The organism is Mesorhizobium loti R88b (assembly GCF_013170845.1).
In the GTDB taxonomy this organism is placed as follows: Bacteria; Pseudomonadota; Alphaproteobacteria; order Rhizobiales; family Rhizobiaceae; genus Mesorhizobium; species Mesorhizobium loti_B.
On record NZ_CP033367.1, the window covers coordinates 1,475,934 to 1,496,969 of the forward strand.

Here is a 21,036-nt window from a genome sequence, read left to right on the forward strand (position 1 = left end):
TCCGTTGTTATCGCAAGGCCAGTCAGCGGGCCGAAGGGCGGCGGCATGAACGAATCGACACCAGGCAGGACGGCACTGCAGACCGTTGTCGCGGTGCTGGCGGCAACGCCGGTTCTGATCGGCCCCGAAGGTATGCTGTCCGGGCCGGCGTTTCTTCACGTAATCGCTCCATGGCCGGTCGATCTCGACAGCCATTTCCGCTTCCTGTCCGGGTTTTTCCTGGCCATCGGCATTGCCTGGTACAGCTGCATTCCCCGTATCGAGGCAAAGACCGAGCGGTTCCGGCTGCTTGCCGCCTGCACGTTCACTGGCGGCCTGGCACGGCTTGTCTCGCTGTTTCTGGCCGGCGTGCCATCGCTGGGTCACATCGCCGGGCTCTGCGTCGAACTGCTTGCGGTGCCGGCGCTGGTCTGGTGGCAGGGGCGTGTCGCGAATAAAGCCGCCTGGAGTGTCCCTCTCACTGGCGCTTGACCGATGAGCGGCCTATATTGGGAAGGACGGTCTGTGCTTCCCGGCAGGAGAACATTTTCCCCGGGGCCTTAACGATCCTTAGGGAGCTGTCCCTGGGAAGACCCGTGGGTTTTCTCACACGGCGCCCACCTACTTTGTAGGTTCCCGGGATCGCTCTCTCCACCGGTTGTGTGGATCGTCACTTATTGCCCGTCTCCACGCATTCCGGTGGATGATGTGGTAGAAAACGTCGCTCCTGAAATGTCATCCAGATCCGGCCTTTTCTATCGTCCGCGCATGACATCCTCAAAAGACCTGAAAAAGCAGCTGCGGCTCGAGGCCCTTGGGCGCCGGGATGCGCTCGATGAATTCTGGCGGGTGGAGGCAGCGCTCGAAATGGCCGAGACGGCGCGCGATCATCTCGCTATCGAGCCCGGCCAGGTCGTGTCCGGCTTCTGGCCGATGCGTTCGGAAGTCGACGTCAGGCCATTGATGTTTGCCTTGCGTGAAAAGGGGGCGAGGCTCTGCCTGCCCGCCATTCTCGACAAGACCACGATCGTCTTTCGCGAGCTGGTGCGCGGCGCGCCGATGGTGGACATGGGTTTTGGCACAGTAGGACCGCATGCCGAGGCGGAGGTGCTAGATCCAGAGGTGATGCTGGTGCCGCTCGCTGCCTTCGATGCGCGCGGCCACCGCATCGGCTATGGCGCCGGCTATTACGACCGCGCCATCGCCAGGCTTGTCGACAAGGGACATGCCCCCCGGCTGATCGGCATCGCCTTCGACTGCCAGGAAGTTCCGCAGGTTCCGGACGAGCCCCACGACGTCGTCATTCCGGAAATACTCACCGAGAGCGGGTTGCGCCGCTTCGCGCCAAAATTGTAGAATAAGTACAATGGACGCATGATCTTTTCGCGGATGTCATGCAGCTTTTGCTTCGCTGACATCAGGTGCGGGATCATATGAGACTTCTCTTCCTCGGTGACATGGTTGGAAAGACAGGCCGCACAGCGGTGTGGGAACAACTGCCTGGCCTGATCTCCGACTTCAAGCTCGACTTCGTCATCGTCAATGGCGAGAACGCCGCCGGCGGCTTCGGCATCACCGAAGAGATCTTTCGCGAGACGATCGCGGCCGGCGCCGATGTCGTTACCACCGGCAACCATGTCTGGGACCAGCGCGATGCGCTGGCCTTCGCGCCGCGCGAAGAGCGCTTCCTGCGTCCCTCAAATTTTCCCAAGGGCACGCCCGGGCGCGGCTCAGGTGTGTACATCTCCCGGGGCGGTGCGCGCGTGCTGGTCGCCAACATCATGGGTCGGGTGTTCATGCATCCCGAACTCGACGATCCGTTCCAGGCCGGCGAGCGCGAGCTTGCCGCCTGTCCACTCGGCGAGCAGGCGGATGCGGTGGTGATCGATTTCCATGCCGAGGCGACGTCGGAAAAGATGTGCTTCGCGCATTTCGTCGACGGCCGCGCCAGTCTCGTCGTCGGCACCCACACCCACCAGCCGACCGCCGACCACCAGATCCTCAATGGCGGTACCGGCTATCTCTCCGATGCCGGCATGTGCGGCGACTATGATTCCTCGCTCGGCATGGACAAGGAGGAGCCGCTCAACCGGTTCCTGTCGAAAGTGCCGAAGGGCCGTTTCGAGGCGGCGACCGGACCTGCAACATTATGTGGCGTCGGCGTCACTATTTCCGATCGCACGGGGCTGACCGAGAAGATCGCGCCGTTTCGTCGCGGGCCGCGGCTTGAAGAAACCGCTCCATCTTTCTGGTTGTGACATTGATATAGAGGTTTGTAGTACCTAACTGCCGGCGACACTGCTCTAGATCGTAGGGGACGACCTCCATGCAGGTTATAGAATTCCTGGCGCCGCATTTTCATTTTGTTTCCGACCCAACCGCATGGGTCGCGTTGTTGACGCTGGTGGTGCTCGAGATTGTGCTCGGCATCGACAATCTGATCTTCATTTCGATCCTGACCAACAAGCTGCCGGAAGCGCAACGGGCCCGCGCCCGCCGGCTCGGTATTTCGGCGGCGCTGATAATGCGGCTGGTGCTGCTGGCCACCATCTCGATCATCGTCCAGCTGACGACGCCGGTGTTCACCGCCTTCGGCCACGGCTTCTCCTGGCGCGATCTGATCCTCATCGCCGGCGGCCTGTTCCTGGTCTGGAAAGCGACCAAGGAGATCCATCACACCGTCGATCCCGACGACCATCAGGACACGATGCTGGGCGGGACGCTGCAGATCAGCCTTGCCGGCGCGATCTTCCAGATCCTGCTGCTCGACCTTGTCTTCTCGATCGATTCGATCATTACCGCCGTCGGCATGACCGACGAGATCGCCATCATGTACATCGCCGTGATCGTGGCGGTGAGCGTGATGATGCTGGCGGCAGGGCCGCTTGCCAACTTCATCGCCAAGAACCCGAGCATCGTCATGCTGGCACTGGGCTTCCTGCTGATGATCGGCATGACCCTGATCGCAGACGGCATGGGCTACCACGTGCCCAAGGGCTATATCTACGCGGCTATGGGCTTCTCGGCGCTGGTCGAAGGGCTTAACATGCTGGCGCGGCGGCGCAAGAAGGCGAAGCCCGGCGACGGGCACTGAGCTGCCGCCAAGGGCCTTCCAATCAGGCTGTCTTGTCGGCGGCGAAGTCAGTGCCGCGGCTCACCGTCTCCCAGTTGTCGGTCTCCTGCCGCAGCGCGTCGAGCTTGCCGCGGAACTGGTCCAACGCGTCGCCCCCGATCAGGAGGTGGACTGGAGGACGGTTTGCCTCGACGGCGGCGATGATCGCACGGGCGCCGCGTGCGGGGTCGCCTGCCTGCCGGCGGTGGCCGGCCAATGTCCCGTCACGTGACTTGCCCGCCGTGCGGCATAGTCGTCGATGCGCGTCGCCGACTGCTTGATCGAGGCAGGACCGCGGAAATCGGTGCGAAAGGCGCCCGGCGCGACCACCGTAACCCCGATGCCCAGCGGTGCCAACTCCTTGGCCAACGTGTCCGACATCGCCTCGATGCCGAACTTCACCATGTGGTAGTAGCCAACGCCGGGGTAGGTGACGAGGCCGCCGATGGAGCTGACGTTGACGATATGGCCACGCCGGCGGGCGCGCATCCCCGGCAGCACGGCCTTCACCAGATTGACCGGGCCGAACAGATCGGTCTCGAACAAGGCCCTGACCTCAGCGTCCTCGCCCTCCTCGATGGCGGCGAGGTAGCCGTAGCCGGCATTGTTGACGAGCACGTCGATGCCACCGAAGCGATTCTGTGCCGCCGCGACCGCGGCTGCGATCTGGTCCGCGACGGTGACGTCGAGCTCGACCGCAAGCGCCGCGTCGCCGTGGGCGGTCACAAGGTCGGCGATGTCGGCGGTTTGCCGCGCGGTGACGACGACGCGGTAGCCGGCGGCGAGCGCCTGTTCCGCCAGCGCCCGCCCAAGGCCCTTGGAGCAGCCCGTGATGAGCCAGACGGCGTCTTTCGTTATCATGATCGATCTCCATCATCCGTTGATACCGGCGGATATAGCGATCGGCACAGCGTTCGATTAGGCTGAATTGATTACAAGGGTCGTTGAACAGGATTACATGATGACGCGCGCCAGCCTGGACGACCTTGCCGCCTTCGCAACCGTTGCTCGCGCGCAAAGTTTCACGCGCGCCGCCGTGGCGCTGGCGACATCCACGTCAAACCTCAGCCATACGATCCGCCGGCTCGAGGCGCGGCTCGGTTACCGTCTGCTCCAGCGCAACAGTCGAAGCGTGTCCATGACCGAAGCGGGCGAGACGCTGCTGGGGACGCTGGGGCCGGCGCTGGAAAGCATCGACGGGGCATTGGATGCGTTGGAGCTGGGACGAAACAGCGTCTCGGGGACACTGCGCCTCACAACGACGCGGCAGGCCTATGAGGCATTGGTCCGGCCGGTGCTGCCGGCCTTCACGGCCGCACACCCGCACGCAACGGTCGAGGTCCTGATCGACTACGCCTACCGCGACATCGTCGCCGACCGGTTCGATGCGGGCATCCGCCTGGGCGAAAAGTTGGAGCGGGACATGATCGCGCTCAAGGTCGGGCCCGAACTCAGCATGGCGGTGGTGGCGACGCCCGATCACCTGGTCCACTCAGCCCCCATCACTCACCCGAGCGATCTGACGCAGCACCGGTGCATAAACTACCGGATGGTCACGGCGGGGACGATCTATGCGTGGGAATTTGAACGCGACGGGCAGGCTCTGGACGTGCGCGTATCCGGCCCGCTCACATTTGATGAGCCCGAGCTGATGCTCGAAGCCGTTCTGGACGGGTTAGGCATCGGATATCTCCTCACCCACGAAGTCGCGCCTTACCTGAAGGACGGCCGACTTGTCCGGTTGCTGTCCGAGTGGACGCCAGCCTTTCCAGGCTTTCACCTCTACTATTCGTCGCGGCGGCAGATGCGTCCGGTGTTGGCGGCGTTCATCCAGGCGGTGCGTGGCCGCTTCTAACGAGGTGAGATGCCCTTCGGGTAACGGTCGCCGATCAGCCCCAGCGTTAGACCTTGCTCCAGCCAGACCTTGGCTCCCGCCAGCACCAGCGAAAAACCGTCGGTCGAACCGATGGCTTGCCTGACCTGCTCGTCGGCCGTGCCGGCAAAGCCGAAGTTCCCGACCTCGAGAAAAGTCGCATCGCCAGGCATTTCGGTGAAGGTCCAGACGATCTCGCTGACGGTGGCAGTCGTCGAGACGCCATACATGCGCCACTCCCAGCGAACCGCCTTGCCACAGTCCAGCCGGTCGCTGCCGTGGGTGAACCAGAATTTGGTGGTGATGGCCGGATCAAGGATGGCCTCGAACACTTCGGCGACAGGCCGCCGGATCAGCATGCCGGCTTTCACGGACTTCCATGGCGGTCTCCTTTTGGTCTTGGCGCTCACCAGGCGTCGGGTTCGCGCAGCATGTGAATGATGCTGGCCGGATTGGCGATCCAGCCGCCGCGAAAGCCTTCGCCCAGGGGCTCGATGGCGTCGCAACGCACCACGCCGGTCTTTGCGAAGTGGGCGGCGGCTTTGGAAAAATCGTCGGTGAACAGTTCCAGCCAGACCTCGGCCTGGCTCAACATTGGCGCTTCATCGATCCACAGGCGATTGGGTCCGAGCACGAAGCCGATCGCCGGCGCCTTGGCGGTGAACGGCTCCAGGCCGACGACATCGCGGTAGAAGGCGATCGTCGCCTTATACTGGTGCGGCGGTACCTTCATGGCGATGTTGATGCCACCGGTGATGTTCGCGGTCATTGCTGGCTCCATTTTCCCACGCTCAGATATTGTTTTCATCGGCGGGTTCGCCTTTCATTTCGCTGCGGTAATAGCCGTCGCGCAAATTGATGCCGTACTCGACATAGGCCTTCATGCAGGCCAGCATCTGCGACCAGCCCTCGCAATTGAGGTAGGATTTCTTCAGGCCGACCGCGCCTTCCTGCCAGCCGCTCTCGGCGATGGTGACGAAAGTGCCACCATCGTCCAGCGGTTCGAAATTCATCTCGATGCGGGTCTTGTAGGCCGGCTTGCCTTCGGCGTCGGTGGCATCCCAGCGCAACACGATGCGGCTGTCCTTGATCACCTCGTCGACCTCGACCGGCACCTTGCCCCACCAGACGACACCGGCGCCAGTTTGCAGCGGCGCGCTGGCGCCGCCGATGGTGGTGAAATAGCCGCTCAGCTTTTTCGGATTGACGACGGCGTCGAAAACCTCGGCGACCGGTTTGCCGATGCGGCCGGACACCCTGAATCCAAGAGACATATCCACAGCTCCTTGCTTGATTGGCTCCACGATATGTTATAGAAACATAACATGTCAAGCCAAACGCAGGACGACAATGTTTTCAAGGCGCTGGCGCATCCGCGCCGGCGCGAAATGCTCGATCAGCTGAAAGACGAGCCGAAGACCACGGGCATGCTGGTCGATGCCTTTCCCGACATCGACCGCTGCACCGTCATGCTGCACCTGAAGGTGTTGGAGGAGGCGGAGCTGATCGTCGCGCGTCGTGATGGACGCGAGCGCTGGAACCATCTCAATGCGCTGCCGATCAAGCAGATCCATGACCGCTGGATCAGCCAGTATGCCGGCCATGCGCTCAGCATCATCGACCGGCTTAAGTCCGACCTCGAGGCCTAAGCGATTGCGGCAGCCTGTCGCGTCGGGTCACGCATGCGGTGCGGCTGGACGAATTGAGCCGATTTATCTATAAGCCGGCCATTCCGACAGAGAACGCCGTGCTTCCGCGGGTTGCAGCTCCGACGCTCTGAAATTTTGAATTCGAGCATGCAGAAGACGAGGTCAGATCACCTCGCTTCGGGATGCTCTAGCCGAGAAGACGACAGGGGTGCCATGGCTGGCCATTCACAGTTCAAGAACATCATGCACCGCAAGGGCCGTCAGGACGCGGTGCGGTCGAAAATGTTTTCCAAGCTGGCGCGCGAAATCACCGTCGCCGCCAAGAGCGGAACACCCGATCCTTCGATGAATCCGCGCCTGCGCCTGGCGATCCAGAACGCCAAGGCCGTGTCGATGCCGAAGGACAACATCCAGCGGGCCGTCAACAAGGCCTCGATGGGCGACGCCGAAAATTACGAGGCCGTGCGCTACGAGGGCTATGGCCCGGGCGGCGTCGCCGTCATCGTCGAGGCCTTGACCGACAATCGCAACCGCTCGGCGTCGAATGTGCGCGCGGCCTTCACCAAGGCCGGCGGCGCGATGGGCGAAACCGGCTCGGTCTCCTTCATGTGGGACCGTGTTGGCGAAATCTATTATCCGGCATCGGCCGGCAGCGCCGACAAGGTGATGGACGCGGCGATCGAAGCCGGCGCCGACGACGTGGAAACCGATGAGGAAGGCCACACGATCTATTGCGCCTTCGAGGCTCTTGGCGAGGTGTCGAAAGCACTGGAAAGCGCGCTCGGCGAGGCGGATTCGGTGAAGCTGATCTGGCAGCCTCAGAACAATGTTCCAGTCGACGAGGAACGGGCACAGTCGCTGATGAAGCTTGTCGCCACGCTTGAGGATGACGATGACGTGCAAAGCGTCTACGCCAACTTCGAAGTCGACGAAGAGACCTTGGCCAAGCTCAGCGCGGCATGAGTTTCTGACCGTCACACGGAAGTGTAGAGGAACACCATAGTCAAGGACTCCCCGCCCAACGTATAGCTCAGTGAGTTGTCGACGGGAGGGGAGATGACTGGCGACAGGATTGAAGTTGCCACTGCGATGGCCTGGCCTCGCCAGGGTGGTTTATGGCGTCGGTGCTTCGCTTCGGTCATCGACTACCTTGTCGTGCTGATACCCCTTTATTTTCTGGTGGCTGGCTTGTTCATGCTGACCGACGGTGGGGTGAAAGGCCACTTCGGGCTGTTCTTAACAGTGTGCAGGCCGGGCAAGGTGCACGGCAGTCTGTCGCCCGAACGTTACGATTGGCAGGTGTGCAGGTCGTCTCTCTTAGGCTTTCCAGTAGCCGATTGGGCAGTCGGCACCGCGAAGGCAAGCCAATTTGCAAAGCCCGAGACGGTGTCAATCGATCTTAATTCAAAGGGGAATTTTCGAACTGCTGCATTGGATCTGGGTTTCCTCGATTTACCCGCCCTGGCGATCTATCTTCTAGTTATGGAGATGACCTTGGGCCAATCAGTCGGCAAGCGGGCTTTGGTGCTCGTCGTGTATGACGAGCATAACTGGCAAAGAAGAGGCTTGCCCTTGCAAAAGGCGTTTCGTCGACAGCTGATCAAGTTTCTCGGCGCGTTTCCCCTCGTATTGACAGGGACGTGGTCTGCCTTTCAGACTTGGGGGAGCTTTCCGGGACCTGCGCCGAGCTATCCCTGGTGGGAATTCGTGCCTGCCCTCGCTGCGGCCGGCTTCGCGCTTGGCTTGGCTCTGATCTGGCCGCTCTGGATCGGAATATCGATAGCGTTGGGCCATGAGCCGATCCATGATCGGATTGCCGGCACAACCGTTCGCACCCGCGAGACACATGAATGACCCACCCGGAGAAACCTCGGATCGTCATCACCTATTGCACGCAGTGCCAATGGCTGCTGCGTGCCGGCTGGATGGCGCAGGAGCTGCTCTCCACCTTCGGCACCGAACTCGGCGAGGTGACGCTGGTGCCCGGCACCGGCGGCATCTTCACCATCTCCTGCAACGATGTGCTGGTCTGGGACCGCAAGCGCGACGGGGGCTTTCCGGACGCGGCAAAACTCAAGCAGTTGGTCCGCGATGTCATCGATCCGGATCGTGACCTCGGCCATTCCGATCGGAAAGGCCACACGCACAAAGACCCCGCCTGAGCGGAGTCCTTTGCGTTTCGTAAGGCCTCCTGGAGCAATGCTTAAAGCAATGCGAAAATGAAGCAGGCCATTGCCACGATGGCGGTGACGGTACGGACGTGGTTCCACATCACCCATTGGCTCAGATGGTTTGCCCACAGGGCGGCGCCATTGGTGCTGTCTGGGTCGACGGCGGCGAGCGCATCGTTGAGCGGCACGTTGAAGACTATGGTTACGATCGGGTTGCCGACGAGATAGATCAGGGCTCCGGCGAGAAGCCAGAACGAACCCGGCTGGCTCCAGCCGATGATGGCGCCGGCGATGAGCACGAGGCAGACCAGCCCGGTGCCGAAGAGTGCCGTCATGAAGGTCGGCGTGATCACTGTGATGTTGATCGAATTCATCGCCGCGATGCCTTGCGGGACAGGCAGTCGGGCAAGTGCGGCCATGACGAAGTTGGAAAAGGCGAAGAACACGCCGCCGACGACCCCGGAGCCGATTGCGGCGATGATGGTGAGGGTGGGAAGAAGCTTGATCATTTCAGTGACTCCAGATTCGGCTAGCAGCGGTTTCTTTTGCGTAGGCGGAAAAGTCTTTCGGCGCGCGGCCGAGCACACGCTGGACGCCGTCGGTGAGCGACTCGTTGCGCCCGTCGAGCACCTGGGTGAACAGCTCGTCGAGCAGCCAGACGATTTCGGCGGGCAGTTCATGCGACGCGACGGAGGCCGTGAACTCGTCACGCGAAATTCTGACAAATCGGATGTCGCGTCCTGCCGCCTTGGCAATTTCGGCGACCGCATCAGTGAAGCTCAACAGCCGCGGCCCCGTGAGCTCGTAGAGCTGGCCGACATGACCGGGCTGGGTCAGTACCGCTTCGGCGGAGTCGGCGATGTCGTCGACATCGACAAAGGGTTCGCCGACAGGTCCGACCGGCAGTGCCACCTCGCCCGCCAGCAGCGGCTCTACGAGAAAGCCTTCGCTGAAATTCTGCGAGAACCATGCGCAGCGCAGGATCGTCCAGTCGGCCCCGGAAGCCTTCAGCATCTCTTCGGCGCGCTGCGCCTCGTGCTCGCCACGGCCCGACAAAAGCACCAGCCGGAGAACGCCCTGCCGCATGGCGAGGCGGGCGAAGGCACCGATCACTTCGGCGGCGCCCGGCACGGCGATGTCGGGATAGTAGCTGATGTAGACGGCGCTGACGTCGTCCAGTGCAGGAGCCCACCTTGCGGGAGCTTCCCAGTCGAAGCGAGGCGCGGCGGAACGGGAACCGATCCGTACCGGAATGCCGCGCGCCGTCAGCCGCTCGGCGAGACGGCGGCCGGTCTTGCCGGTGCCGCCAAGGATCAGGACTGGTTTGGTTGTCATGTCGGTCATCTCTGGGTGTCCTTGTTTGAAAACATGAGAAATCCTCACATTTGCAAAACGTGATAAACCCTCGTATTTTGCGAGTCAAGCCGCTTCCTGGCGATTTTGTTGAGGTTGGAGCTAGAGATGGACGACACCGAAGCCACCGTTTCCTCGCAGGAGCAGATCGCTTCGCCGCGCCGGGCGCCAAGCCAGCAGCGCAGCCGCGAGCGGGTCGAGCGCATGCTGGCCGCCGCCTCGGCGCTGATCGCCGAGCAAGGCAGCGATGCCATGCGCATGGGCGAAGTCGCCGAACGGGCAGGGGTGTCGATCGGCTCGCTCTACCAGTTCTTTCCCGACAAGCGGGCGATCATCTGGGCGCTGGCCGAGCGCTACACGGCTGAAAGCCAGGCCTGCATCTCGGCCGAGCTCAAGGATGTCAGCGACGCCGAAGGCCTGCGACGGGCTTTCTCGGAGTTGGTCGATATCTATTATCGGCTGTTCCTGGCCGAGCCGGTGATGCGCGACATCTGGTCGGGTACGCAGGCTGATAAGGCGCTGCGCCAGCTCGAACTCGCCGACAGCCGCGCCAATGCCGAATTCCTCGTCGCGGTGCTGAAGCGATTGCGTCCCGGCGCCGACCCCGTCTCCCTGGAGACGACGGCGTTTCTCGTCTGGCAAATGGGCGAGGCCGCGATGCGGCTGGCGATCTCGGTCGAGCGGCAGGAGGGCGACAGGCTGGTCGCCGCCTACAAACGCATGGCGCTCCGGGAATTGCTGGCTGAATAGGATGCTCTCACCCTCCCAACGAGGGGGAGGTAGGGCCAAGTGCTAGCCCGAGGCGATCTGCATCGGTTGCAACAAAAAACCCGCCACAAGGGCGGGTTTTTGATCTGCAAGACTTGTTGGGCTTAGAGGCCGAAGCCCTCAAAACGCTTCTTGAACTTCGACAGACGGCCGCCGCGATCGAGCAGGGTCTGGTGGCCGCCGGTCCAGGCCGGGTGGGTGCTCGGGTCGATATCGAGGTTCATCGTATCGCCTTCCTTGCCCCAGGTCGAACGGGTCGTGTATTCGGTGCCGTCGGTCATGACGACCTTGATGGTGTGGTAGTCGGGATGGATAGCGCTCTTCATGGCTCGGTTCCTGGCTTGCCGGCGCGGCTGACGGGCATAAGCCTGCGTCGATGCGCCTCTTTTTAAAACTCGAAGCCGCAGCTATTGAGGAGCCACGGCTTCTAAAACGGTCGGCGAGCCTATACATCAGGCGGAATTGAATCACAAGGCCGCGGCAAGCGCATATTGAGGCGCATGAAGCTGAAGCGGCTAGAGGACACACCAAGATGGCGCAATCAAGCAGCGCAGACGAGCGCCGACGCTCGCTCAAGCCGCTCAGGCGCCTGTTTCCCTATATCACTGGATATCGCACGCTGGTCGTCGGCGCCCTTATCTCGCTTGCCATCGCGGCGGCAACGACATTGGCGCTGCCGCTGGCGGTGCGGCGCATGATCGACCACGGTTTCTCGTCGTCCAGCACCACCTTCATCGCCGAATACTTCGCCGCCCTTGTGGCGATGGCCGCGGTGCTGGCGGCGGCATCGGCCGGCCGCTACTATTTCGTCATCACGCTTGGCGAGCGCGTCGTCGCCGATATCAGGCGCGATGTCTTTGCCCATGTAACGACGCTGTCGCCCGCCTTCTTCGACACCGCCCAGTCGGGCGAGATCGTGTCGCGGCTTGCCGCCGACACCACGCAGGTCAAGTCGGCGGTGGGCGCCACGGCCTCGGTCGCCCTGCGCAACGTCATCCTCGGCCTCGGCGCCTTGGGAATGATGGTCGTCACCAGCCCTAAACTGTCCAGCCTGGTCATTGCAGCCATTCCTATCATCGTGCTGCCGCTGGTCGCCTTCGGCCGCTCGGTGCGGCGCAAATCGCGTCAGGCGCAGGACACGCTTGCCGATGCGACGGCCTATGCCAGCGAGCAGATCGGCGCGGTGCGCACGCTGCAGGCCTTCACCAACGAGAAGCTGGTCACCGGGCATTTTTCGGGCGCGGTGGAGGCTGCCTTCGAGGCGGCGCGCGCTTCGATCTTCGCGCGCTCCTTCCTGACCTTCTTTGCCATTTTCACCATCTTCTCGTCGGTCGTCGCGGTGCTGTGGTTCGGATCGCGCGATGTGCTCGATGGCACGATATCGCCCGGCACGCTCGGCCAGTTCCTGCTCTATTCGGTGTTCGCCGCCGGCGCGCTCGGTGCGCTGTCGGAAGTCTGGGGCGAACTCGCCCAGGCGGCTGGTGCCGCCGAGCGGCTGACCGAGATTCTGGCCGAGAAGCCGGCGATCCAGGCGCCGGCCGATCCAAAGCCGCTGCCGGCGGTCGCCAAGGGCGCGATCACCTTCGAGGACGTCTCCTTCTCCTATCCGGCGCGGCCCGACCGTGCCGCCGTCCACGGTCTGAGTTTTCAGGTCATGCCGGGCGAGACGGTTGCGATTGTCGGCCCTTCGGGCGCGGGCAAGAGCACCGTCTTCTCACTGATCCTGCGCTTCTACGATCCCGAAACCGGCAAGATCCTGATCGATGGCGTCGATGTGCGCCAAGCCGATCCCGTTTCGGTGCGCGAGCGCATCGCCATCGTCCCGCAGGATGTCACCATCTTCGCGGCAAGCGCACGCGACAATATCGGTTTTGGCCGGCCCGGCGCCAGCGAGGCCGAGATCGAGGCGGCAGCCAAGGACGCGCTGGCCGACGAATTCATCCTCAGGCTCGAAAACGGCTATGACAGCCAGGTCGGCGAGCGCGGCGTGACGCTGTCCGGCGGCCAGCGCCAGCGTGTGGCGATCGCCCGCGCCATCCTGCGCGACGCGCCGATCCTGCTGCTCGACGAGGCGACCTCCGCACTCGATGCCGAAAGCGAGACGCTGGTGCAGGTCGCGCTGGAACGGCTGATGCAGGGCCGCACCACCATCGTCATCGCCCACCGGCTGGCGACGGTGCTGAAGGCCAACAGGATCCTGGTCATGGATGGCGGCCGTATCGTCGAGGAAGGCACGCATCAGAGCCTGGTCGCCAAGGGCGGCATCTATGCGCGTCTGGCCAAGCTGCAGTTCGAGACCGGCGCCAGCGCCTTCAGGGGCGCGGCGGAATAGGCATTTCCAGAGCGATTAATTCGCCTCGGCTTCGGCATAGCCGAAATTGTAGCTCCAGGAGGCGTTGTCGGTCATCTTCCGGCGTGACCTGAGATAGGAACCGATCTCCTTGGCGGGAACCCGATCGCCGATCGTCTTGAGATACCAGTCGACCTGGAACTCGGTCGGCGTGCTCGACCAGCGCGCCTTGAAGGCGACATAGGGCGTGATCACGTCGTCGGACTTCTCGGGGCCGACAAACGCCGCCTTCAGGTTCCTGACGATGCACTGGTGGCGCCTGAACATCGGACTGCCGAGCCAGACAGGTCCAATCCTGCCAACCATGTCCGGCTCCGGCAAATTGCCGATGCCGACATCCGCCTTCAGCGGGAAGTTCTTGACGAGATCGTCGGCGTCGAGATCCTCGGCCGGCAGTTCGTAGGATTCGACCGTCGTGACGACGTTGCGGTCGCGGTCGTCATTCGTCGACAAGGGCGCGAGGCTGGTCATCCCCGGATACTGCCGGTTGTAGTACTGGAGATAGTCGTCGGCGAGCTTGGTGGCCGATTGCGAAACCAGCCTGTAGCGCATGCCGTCGGCATCGGCGTCCCGATAGGTCGTGCTGACCGTCAGCTTGAGCGCCTCGCCCTTGAGTTTGGGAAAATCGAAGGCCTCGCTGACGAAGGTGGTCGGCTGGAAGAGTTCCTTGCGCTCCATCCTCTCCATTTGCGCTTTGCCGGCAACAATCGGTAAGGCAAAGCCATAGTCGGGCGCAACAAGGTTTTCGGCCTTGCCGCCCTGCAGGTAGTTGGTCGCGTCGATCCAGTAGACCTGGCTTTTGATCGTCGCCTTGACGATGACGTGGTCGAAGGCGCGGATCGTCGGCAGCATGTCGCCAAGCGCCAGTCCGTCATCAAGATCGGTCAGGGCCGGATCAGCCTGAATGCCAAGCCGGCGCAGGCTGGAGGCAAGCAGCAGGGCCTTGTCCTTGCAGTCGCCGAAACCCGAGGCAATCACGGTGCCTGGGCTGCGGGGAATGTAGGAGCCACGGCCCATCGACAGGCTTACATAACGGATGGTGTCCTGAACCAGCCGCATCGCCTCGATCATGCGGTCTTCCGGGCTGGCGTATCTGGCGGCGATGTCGTCAAGTTTCGACGCGAACGCGGCCGGCAATTCCTGGTCGAGCCGATAATAAGGCAACATCGCATCGACGACATCCTGCCATTTCGCCGTCGAGGAAATCTGGACCGTCGGATAGGTCAAGAAATCCGCCGGCAGGTTCTCCTCGGGCTTGACCGGCGCAGGGTTGATGCTTTGCCAGATGTAGGTTTTCGACGCGCCGTCGGTCTTGATATCCGGCTGGATGTCGGTCCGGACCCGGCGGATCTCCAAGGGCTGGTTCGCCGGCCATACCACCTTCTCGCGAATGAGCGCGACGGGTTCGCCCCAGGCCACGGCGACCGAGTGGAAAAACAGATCCGCGCCGACGATCGGTGTCCTGACGGTGGTCCGGCCATAGTCGATGATGTCACCGACACGGACATCGTCGACATTCACGTAAGCCGTAAGCCAGCCGTCGAACAGGCCCTTCTCGGCATCCTTCTCGCGCCGGAACACATCGAAAGTGGCCCCAGGCAGACGGTCGATGACCACGCCGTCGCGGATGATGTTCAACCAGTTCATCGTGACTTGTGACGTCGCCGGGTCGAATTCGAAATTTATGGCGGCGCCGTGCTCGAGCCCGGTGCGGTCGACGATCTTGTAGGCATAGCGGTCGAAGGCCTCGATGCCGCCGGGCCGCTGCCGGATCTGATATTCCGAGACAAGATTGGAGATGCCGCTCTTGATCTGGCTGTCGAAGCGCGGGTCCGCCTTGGGAAGCTCGACCCGGTCGATCCAGGCGCCGGGGTTGCCCTTGTGAATTTCGCTGTCAGCCATGGCCGGCGCGCAGAAAATCGCAAAGGCAATCAAGACGAAAAGCCGTGTGATCGCAGAAGATGTCACCGGAAAGCACCCGCCCTCATGATCCGCACGTCAACATACGGGCGGACCACCAGTGATAGAAAAGTAGAGGCGATCCCGCAAGACAGGGGGATCAGTCGTCGCCCGGCGATGATGGATCATTGCAGTCTTGTCTGCCGGGCGTCGTCGCCGATCACGAAAATCGCGATGGCACGGCGGCTGCCCTCATCCGCCGTAGCGCTGCTTCAGGTGATTGACGAAATACACGGCGTTGAGCTTTTCGCCGGTGGCGCGTTCGAGCAGGTCTGGCGTCGACCAGCGCGAGCCCTGCGACCATATCTTCTTGCGGCGCCAGTCGTTGATGGCTGCGAAATTCCCTTTCGCCAGATCGTCATCGGCTAAAGGATGCTCCCGCGTCAGCGCGGCCCATTGCTGCGCCGCCATCATCGCGCCGAGCGTGTAGGACGGGAAGTAGCCGAAGGCGGCGCCCGGCCAGTGCACGTCCTGCATCGGCCCATCGGCCGGATTGTCTGACGTGGAGAGGCCGAGATAGTCGCGCATCTTGGCGTCCCAGGCTTCGGGGAGATCGGCAACTTCCAGCCTGCCCGAGACCAGCTCCTGCTCCAGTTCGTAGCGCAGGATGACATGCAGGGGATAGGTCACCTCGTCGGCGTCGACGCGGATCAGACCGCGCTCGACGCGATGCACATGCGGCAGGAGATCGTCGAGCGACCAGGACTCGCCAAGATGCTTTTCCACCACCGGCAGCGCCCAGCGCCAGAAGGCGGGATTGCGGCCGACCTGCTTTTCGACGAACAGGCTCTGGCTCTCATGTACGGCCATGCCGCGGGCCTTGCCCAGCGGCCAGTGCGCCCATGCCTTCGGCAGGTTCTGTTCGTAAAGCGCATGGCCGGTCTCATGCAGCACGCCCATCAGTGCCGACAGGAAATCCGATGTCTTGTAACGGGTGGTTATGCGCACGTCGCTCGGCACGCCGCCGCAGAAGGGATGGTGCGACACCGACAGCGAGCCATGTGTCAGGTCGAAACCGACCGCAGCCATCATGGCAAGACCGAGTTCACGCTGCTTGTCGATCGCGTAGGTGCCCGAAAGCGGCTTCAGCGGGTGCTTGCGCAGCCGCGCCTCCTGAATCGCCAATGCCTCGGGCACGAAGCCTTTGAGGAAGGCTTTCAGGTCGGCGAAGACGGGGGTGATGTCGGCGGTGCGGTTGCCGGGGTCAAATTGCTCCATCAGCGCATCATAGGGGGCGAGGCCGAGCACATCGGAGCGTAGGGCCGCCTCTTCGCGCACCAGCGCCACCACGCCCTCGAGCGCCGGCTGAAAGCCCGCCCAATCGTTCTTGGCGCGCAGGTCGCGCCACAGCTGCTCGCAGCGCATGCGCGCCGTCGTCTGGCGTTCGACGAATTCGACCGGCAGGCATGTCAGGTTGGTGTACTGGCGCCGCAATTCGGCGAGAGCCGCGCGCTGCTCGTCATCGAGCGCCTCGCCTTCCGCGGTGGCGATCCAGTCGGCGATTTCCGGCGCGGTCGCCCTGGTGTGGTACATGCCGGCCAGTGCGGCCATCGCCTCGGCACGCTTCTCGCCGCCGCCGACCGCCATGTGCGTCGCCTCATCGGCGCCGAGGATGGCCAGCGCATGCTCAAGCGCTTCGAGCTTGTGGCCGAGGTTGTCGAGTTTCTGAAAGGACATGGCGGCTTCCGTGAATGAGGACGGCGCGAAAAGACACCAACGCAAAAGCGTTGGCAACCCTCAGGCCGCGTCCGCAGATCCAGCTTGCGCAGCCGAGGCGGTGCGTGAAATGCTGCCGCCGAAACATGAAGGGGGAACAAATGATCGGCAACATCCTGGTCGGGCTGGTGGCCTTGATCCATGTCTACATCGTCTATCTCGAGATGGTGCTGTGGGACACGCCATACGGCCACAAGACGTTCCGGCTGACGCCGGAATTCGCCAAAGCCTCGAAGGTGCTCGCCGCCAATCAGGGCCTCTACAACGGATTTCTCGCCGCCGGCCTGATCTGGGGACTTTACCTTGGTGCCGCCGGGCTTCAGGTCAAGGTGTTCTTCCTGGCTTGCGTGGCCATTGCCGGCCTCTACGGCGCGGCAACGGTTGGCCGCAAGATCCTGTTCATCCAGACCGTGCCGGCGGTGGTCGCCTTGATCGCGGTCTGGCTTGGCTGGTAGGCAAGAGGGACAGGTGAGGAAAAAGGACGCCCGCGGGATTGGGGTCCCGAAGGCGCCAGGTGTCCCTTCCTCTGGACCTCCAGAGGCTTCAGCCGTTCGGGTAGTTTCCGCCGTCGGAGCCGTCGCCCATCATGAAACCGCTGCCGGTGTTGATCCTCAAGCGCTGGTCGATACGGTCGAGATGACCCAGCAGATCATGATACTGCGCGGCCGGTATCCTGCCGTGATCCGAAGCCGCAATCCTCTCGGCGGCCTGGCGGATCTGGTTGGTGCGCATTTCCAGGTGTTCCGCCACGGCCGGAGTGATGTTGTTGGCCTGGCGTGCGTCGACTATGCCCTCGCGGACACCTTGAGCCTGTTCAATGAGGGCTTCGACACGCGGACCGGTCAAGTCGGTCGGGGCGGCGGCATCGAGGGCGCCCTTGTGATGGCCCGCAGCATAGGCGCCGGCGAGCGGAATGGCGATGAAGAATGCAGTCAGTGCTGCGGTTCTAAGCGAGGGTGTAAAAGAGCGCATCGTCGCGTCTCCTCCTGAAGAGGAAGGCAGCGGTTCTTTCGCCTGCCTTCCAGCTGTCGGCCGTCCGGTTCCGTCGCGTCGCGATGAGGGGGATTCATCGCCGGCGGTTCTCGGCCTGCACAGGACGCTAGGACTGCTTTGCGACGATGTGTAATTAAAAAAAGATAATCTTTTCAGGCCTTGCCGGCCGTGGTCTGCGCCCTAGAGTTGAGCTGGCAAACAAGTTCGCGTGACTTTTCCGTGATGATGAATCACCGTTCGGTGAGCTTCAGTTCAATACGGCGGTTCTTGTTGCGCGCCTCATCGGTGTCGGCGGGGTCGAGCGGCTGGAACTCGCCGAAGCCGGCGGCAACCAGCCGGTTGGCCGGCACGCCGTTCTCGATCAGGAACTTCACCACCGAGGTCGAACGCGCCGTTGACAGTTCCCAATTGTCGCGGTAGCGGCCGGTACCGGAGAGCGGCTTGTTGTCGGTGTGGCCGTCAACGCGCAGCACCCAGTTGATCTCGGGGGGGATTTCCTTTTGCAGTTCAATGATGGCGTCGGCGAGCTTCTTCATCTCGACCTTGCCGGCATCGTTGATCACCTCGGAGCCGGTTGGGAACAGCACTTCCGACTGGAAGACGAAGCGGTCGCCGACGATGCGGATGTTCTCGCGGTCGGCGAGGATCTCGCGCAGGCGCCCGAAGAAATCGGAGCGGTAGCGGTTCAGTTCCTGCACGCGCTGCGCCAGCGCCACGTTCAGGCGGCGGCCGAGATCGGCGATCTTGGTGTTGGAATCGCGGTCGCGGGTTTCGGATACGTTGAGCGCATCCTCAAGCGCGCCGATCTGCTTGCGCAGTGCTGCGATCTGCTGGTTGAGGATCTCGACCTGGCTCAGTGCCTGCTGGCTGATCTGGCGCTGGCTGTCGAGCTCGCCGCCGAGCTCCACGGCACGCTGGGTGGCAGCGTCGCCGGCGCCCGCGCCTTGCGCCAGCAATTGTTCGAGCCGGCTCTTCTCGGCTTCCGCCGCCGACAGCGATGCCTGCAGATTGGCCAGCGAATCGTCCTTGTCCTGCGCCGTCGAGCGCTCCAGCGCCAGAAGCTGCGTCAGTTCGTTGATCTGCGAATTGAGACGAGTGAGTGCCGTGTCCTTGCCGGAGAGTTCGCGGCCGAGCAGGAACTGCGCCAGCACGAAGACCGTGAGCAGGAACATGATGGCCAGAAGCAGCGTCGACAGTGCGTCGACGAAGCCCGGCCAATAGTCAATGCGGCGATCGGTGCGCCGGCCCCGGGCAAGCGCCATGCTAGTGCACCCCAGGCTTCTTCAGGGCGTCGGCGATCTTTTCCAGCGTGTTGCGCATCGCCTTCTGCTCGTCGGACTGGGCCTCGACCCAGTCGCGCATGATCTGCTGCTCGGAGCGCATGTTCTTGACCAAGCCGGAAATGCCGTCGGCGAGATTGGCCATGGCGGTGGCGACGCGCGGGTTGGAGCCGCCGCCATTCTCCTGCATGCTGCGCAGCCGTTCGGACAGCACCCGGATCTCGTCGGAGGATTCGGCCTTCGCCGGATCGGAGACGACGATGTCGGACGACAGGTCGGTGACCGAGGACAGCCAGTTCTCGAGCTCGGTGTAGAAGCGGGTCTGGGCGCGGCCGGCCTGCAGGTCGAGGAAGCCGAGCACCAGCGAGCCGGACAGACCGAACAGCGAGGACGAGAAGGCCGTGCCCATGCCGGCCAGCGGCGCCGACAGGCCCTGCTTCAGCGAATCGAGCACTGCCGCCGCATCCCCTGTGCCGGGATCGAGCGATTCGATGGTTTCGCGGATCGAGCCGATCGTGTTCAACAGACCCCAGAAGGTGCCGAGAAGACCGAGGAAGACCAGGAGACCGACGAGATAACGCGAGGTGTCGCGGCTTTCGTCGAGGCGCGTGGCGATGGAATCCAGCATCGTGCGCATCGAACTGGTCGAAAAGGCCGTCGCTGACGAGCGGCCGATCATGGCCTTCATCGGCGCCAGCAGAACCGGTTCGGTGGTCTCGGAGCCGGCCCGGAAGGAGTTGACCCAGCGCACTTCGCGAAACAGCCGTCCTACCTGGGCGAAGGCCAGCAGGATGCCGACCGCAAGCACGCCGACGATCAGGCCGTTGAGGCCGGGATTGCTGCCAAAAGCTGTCGAGATCTGACGGGTCAGGATGGCGGCAATAAACGCGACGATGGCCAGGAAGATGACCATGGTCAGCAGGAAGACCTGCGGGCTCGACAATTTGTGCGGGTCGTAAACCAGCACGTCGGAACGCCTGCCCACGCCGAAGGATTTGAGAAAAGCCATCCGTGCCCCGTTTCCGATGCCGCCGATCACGTAGCTGGCGACTCTAAACGGAATTGTGACCAAATTGAATGGCGCTTGGCAATATTGCCACACCGATAGTCATTGTCAGAGGCGATTGATGACCAGACAGTCGACCATGGCGGCCAGATGCAGGCCGGCGCCGGTGACGACAAAGCCGTGCCACAGCGCATTGTGGAAGCGCAGCGCCTTCCAAGCAAAGAAGATGACGCCGCAGGAGTAGACGACGCCACCGGCTATGATGAGCGCAAGCGACGTCGTTGGCAGGGTCTCGACAAGCGGCTTTGCCAGGAGGATGCCACTCCAGCCGATGGCGAGGTAGAAGACAACAGCCAACCGGTCGAAACGGCCGGGAAAAAACACCTTGATGGCGATGCCCATCGCCGCGGCGCTCCAGACCAGGACGATCATCCAACTGGCCAGCGGCGAGCCGTCGAGCTGGGCCAGGAAAGGCGTGTAGGTGGCGGCGATCAGCAGATAGATCGCGGCGTGATCGAAGCGCCGCAAGACCCATTTGGCCGGCGACGTCACCGGCCACAGATTGTAAGTCATCGACACTGACAGGACCGTGAGCAGCGAAACGACATAGAAGGCTGCGGCGAGGTATTCGCCGGGCCCGACCCGATACGCCGCCAGCGCCAGCAGCGCCGAGCCGGCCGCGATCGCCAGCACGATGCCGACAGCATGGACGATGCCGTCGGCGATCATCTCCGCGCGGGAATAGTGCCAGCGCCCGATGAACGGAATGTCGAGTTGTGGCGGGATATTGGTCATCTGTCGTCCTGCGTCACCCTTATCTGGGCAAC

General features: G+C 62.9%; 24 protein-coding genes, 1 other RNA gene and 1 pseudogene. 13 read left to right on the forward strand and 13 right to left on the reverse strand.

Translation table 11 applies throughout. The features are described 5' to 3' along the window. The first annotated feature begins 45 nt into the window (after positions 1–45). From EB235_RS07135 to EB235_RS07155, 5 genes are all read left to right on the forward strand, one after another. The gene (locus EB235_RS07135; RefSeq protein ID WP_027031655.1) at positions 46–471 is read left to right on the forward strand and encodes a DUF4345 domain-containing protein; all 426 of its coding nucleotides are present in this window, start codon (positions 46–48) and stop codon (positions 469–471) included. A gap of 25 nt (positions 472–496) precedes the next feature. Beyond that, a non-coding RNA gene (gene ssrS / locus EB235_RS07140) (6S RNA) lies at positions 497–652 on the forward strand. A gap of 95 nt (positions 653–747) precedes the next feature. Beyond that, positions 748–1,335: a 5-formyltetrahydrofolate cyclo-ligase gene (locus EB235_RS07145; RefSeq protein WP_027031654.1), complete on the forward strand. Its 588-nt coding sequence runs from the start codon at positions 748–750 to the stop codon at positions 1,333–1,335. Positions 1,336–1,412: 77 nt separating this feature from the next. After that, positions 1,413–2,237 carry a TIGR00282 family metallophosphoesterase gene (locus EB235_RS07150; protein WP_027031653.1) on the forward strand — a complete coding sequence of 275 codons (825 nt, stop codon included), beginning with the start codon at positions 1,413–1,415 and terminating at the stop codon, positions 2,235–2,237. A 68-nt stretch (positions 2,238–2,305) separates the two neighbouring features. Further along, positions 2,306–3,073 (forward strand): TerC family protein, encoded by a 768-nt coding sequence (locus tag EB235_RS07155; RefSeq protein ID WP_027031652.1) that lies wholly within the window; start codon positions 2,306–2,308, stop codon positions 3,071–3,073. A 22-nt stretch (positions 3,074–3,095) separates the two neighbouring features. On the opposite strand, the pseudogene EB235_RS07160 reads toward EB235_RS07155, so the two are convergent. Continuing rightward, positions 3,096–3,952: pseudogene (locus EB235_RS07160) on the reverse strand (oxidoreductase). Between the two features lie 97 nt (positions 3,953–4,049). Here EB235_RS07160 and EB235_RS07165 point away from each other — a divergent pair. Next, positions 4,050–4,946, forward strand: coding sequence for a LysR family transcriptional regulator (locus EB235_RS07165; RefSeq protein ID WP_080680853.1), 897 nt, complete (start codon positions 4,050–4,052; stop codon positions 4,944–4,946). On the opposite strand, the gene EB235_RS07170 is transcribed toward EB235_RS07165, so the two are convergent. From EB235_RS07170 to EB235_RS07180, 3 genes are read right to left on the reverse strand one after another with little or no spacing between them, the layout of a single operon-like run. After that, positions 4,943–5,323 carry a polyketide cyclase gene (locus EB235_RS07170; RefSeq protein WP_051429709.1) on the reverse strand — a complete coding sequence of 127 codons (381 nt, stop codon included), beginning with the start codon at positions 5,321–5,323 and terminating at the stop codon, positions 4,943–4,945. The genes EB235_RS07165 and EB235_RS07170 overlap by 4 nt on opposite strands. Before the next feature lie 47 nt (positions 5,324–5,370). Beyond that, entirely contained in the window at positions 5,371–5,733 is a 363-nt protein-coding gene (locus tag EB235_RS07175) for a glyoxalase/bleomycin resistance/dioxygenase family protein (protein ID WP_027031649.1), read from the reverse strand. Positions 5,734–5,755: 22 nt separating this feature from the next. After that, positions 5,756–6,238, reverse strand: a complete 483-nt coding sequence (locus tag EB235_RS07180) for an SRPBCC domain-containing protein (protein ID WP_027031648.1) — start codon at positions 6,236–6,238, stop codon at positions 5,756–5,758. A gap of 51 nt (positions 6,239–6,289) precedes the next feature. On the opposite strand from EB235_RS07180, the gene EB235_RS07185 reads away from it, so the two are divergent. The 4 genes from EB235_RS07185 to EB235_RS07200 all read left to right on the forward strand — a co-directional run bounded on the left by EB235_RS07185 (position 6,290) and on the right by EB235_RS07200 (position 8,775). Beyond that, positions 6,290–6,613, forward strand: a complete 324-nt coding sequence (locus EB235_RS07185; RefSeq protein ID WP_027031647.1) for an ArsR/SmtB family transcription factor — start codon at positions 6,290–6,292, stop codon at positions 6,611–6,613. A 213-nt stretch (positions 6,614–6,826) separates the two neighbouring features. Continuing rightward, positions 6,827–7,576 (forward strand): YebC/PmpR family DNA-binding transcriptional regulator, encoded by a 750-nt coding sequence (locus EB235_RS07190; protein WP_027031646.1) that lies wholly within the window; start codon positions 6,827–6,829, stop codon positions 7,574–7,576. Positions 7,577–7,669: 93 nt separating this feature from the next. Continuing rightward, positions 7,670–8,467, forward strand: a complete 798-nt coding sequence (locus EB235_RS07195; protein ID WP_027031645.1) for an RDD family protein — start codon at positions 7,670–7,672, stop codon at positions 8,465–8,467. Next, entirely contained in the window at positions 8,464–8,775 is a 312-nt protein-coding gene (locus EB235_RS07200) for a SelT/SelW/SelH family protein (protein WP_027031644.1), read from the forward strand. The genes EB235_RS07195 and EB235_RS07200 overlap by 4 nt, the downstream gene beginning before the upstream one ends. Positions 8,776–8,816: 41 nt before the next feature. Here EB235_RS07200 and EB235_RS07205 read toward each other — a convergent pair whose 3' ends face one another. Together EB235_RS07205 and EB235_RS07210 are read right to left on the reverse strand one after the other, a co-directional pair. Next, positions 8,817–9,293, reverse strand: a complete 477-nt coding sequence (locus EB235_RS07205; RefSeq protein WP_027031643.1) for a DUF1772 domain-containing protein — start codon at positions 9,291–9,293, stop codon at positions 8,817–8,819. A gap of 1 nt (position 9,294) precedes the next feature. Beyond that, positions 9,295–10,128 carry an NAD(P)H-binding protein gene (locus EB235_RS07210; RefSeq protein ID WP_027031642.1) on the reverse strand — a complete coding sequence of 278 codons (834 nt, stop codon included), beginning with the start codon at positions 10,126–10,128 and terminating at the stop codon, positions 9,295–9,297. 117 nt (positions 10,129–10,245) lie between these two features. Here EB235_RS07210 and EB235_RS07215 point away from each other — a divergent pair, with 117 nt between their 5' ends. Then, positions 10,246–10,887 (forward strand): TetR/AcrR family transcriptional regulator, encoded by a 642-nt coding sequence (locus tag EB235_RS07215; RefSeq protein ID WP_027031641.1) that lies wholly within the window; start codon positions 10,246–10,248, stop codon positions 10,885–10,887. Positions 10,888–11,009: 122 nt separating this feature from the next. On the opposite strand, the gene rpmE is transcribed toward EB235_RS07215, so the two are convergent. Further along, positions 11,010–11,231 carry a 50S ribosomal protein L31 gene (rpmE, locus tag EB235_RS07220; protein WP_027031640.1) on the reverse strand — a complete coding sequence of 74 codons (222 nt, stop codon included), beginning with the start codon at positions 11,229–11,231 and terminating at the stop codon, positions 11,010–11,012. A gap of 206 nt (positions 11,232–11,437) precedes the next feature. Between rpmE and EB235_RS07225 the strand changes: the two genes are divergently transcribed. After that, a complete protein-coding gene (locus EB235_RS07225) occupies positions 11,438–13,237 on the forward strand; it encodes an ABC transporter transmembrane domain-containing protein (RefSeq protein WP_027031639.1) in 1,800 nt (599 codons plus the stop codon). Positions 13,238–13,252: 15 nt separating this feature from the next. Here EB235_RS07225 and EB235_RS07230 read toward each other — a convergent pair whose 3' ends face one another. Both EB235_RS07230 and EB235_RS07235 read right to left on the reverse strand, forming a co-directional pair. Next, complete coding sequence (locus EB235_RS07230; protein ID WP_155256430.1) at positions 13,253–15,157, reverse strand: DUF3857 domain-containing protein; 1,905 nt, start codon at positions 15,155–15,157, stop codon at positions 13,253–13,255. Positions 15,158–15,406: 249 nt separating this feature from the next. Beyond that, the gene (locus EB235_RS07235; protein ID WP_027031638.1) at positions 15,407–16,891 is read right to left on the reverse strand and encodes a carboxypeptidase M32; all 1,485 of its coding nucleotides are present in this window, start codon (positions 16,889–16,891) and stop codon (positions 15,407–15,409) included. A 140-nt stretch (positions 16,892–17,031) separates the two neighbouring features. Between EB235_RS07235 and EB235_RS07240 the strand changes: the two genes are divergently transcribed. Next, the gene (locus tag EB235_RS07240; protein ID WP_027031637.1) at positions 17,032–17,385 is read left to right on the forward strand and encodes a DUF1304 domain-containing protein; all 354 of its coding nucleotides are present in this window, start codon (positions 17,032–17,034) and stop codon (positions 17,383–17,385) included. Positions 17,386–17,473: 88 nt separating this feature from the next. Here EB235_RS07240 and EB235_RS07245 read toward each other — a convergent pair whose 3' ends face one another. The 4 genes from EB235_RS07245 to trhA all read right to left on the reverse strand — a co-directional run bounded on the left by EB235_RS07245 (position 17,474) and on the right by trhA (position 21,004). Next, positions 17,474–17,902, reverse strand: coding sequence for a hypothetical protein (locus EB235_RS07245; RefSeq protein ID WP_027031636.1), 429 nt, complete (start codon positions 17,900–17,902; stop codon positions 17,474–17,476). Between the two features lie 251 nt (positions 17,903–18,153). Then, a complete protein-coding gene (locus tag EB235_RS07250) occupies positions 18,154–19,185 on the reverse strand; it encodes a peptidoglycan -binding protein (RefSeq protein ID WP_027031635.1) in 1,032 nt (343 codons plus the stop codon). 1 nt (position 19,186) lies between these two features. Next, positions 19,187–20,212: a MotA/TolQ/ExbB proton channel family protein gene (locus tag EB235_RS07255; RefSeq protein ID WP_027031634.1), complete on the reverse strand. Its 1,026-nt coding sequence runs from the start codon at positions 20,210–20,212 to the stop codon at positions 19,187–19,189. Positions 20,213–20,317: 105 nt separating this feature from the next. Continuing rightward, entirely contained in the window at positions 20,318–21,004 is a 687-nt protein-coding gene (gene trhA / locus EB235_RS07260) for a PAQR family membrane homeostasis protein TrhA (RefSeq protein WP_027031633.1), read from the reverse strand. Positions 21,005–21,036: the final 32 nt, after the last annotated feature.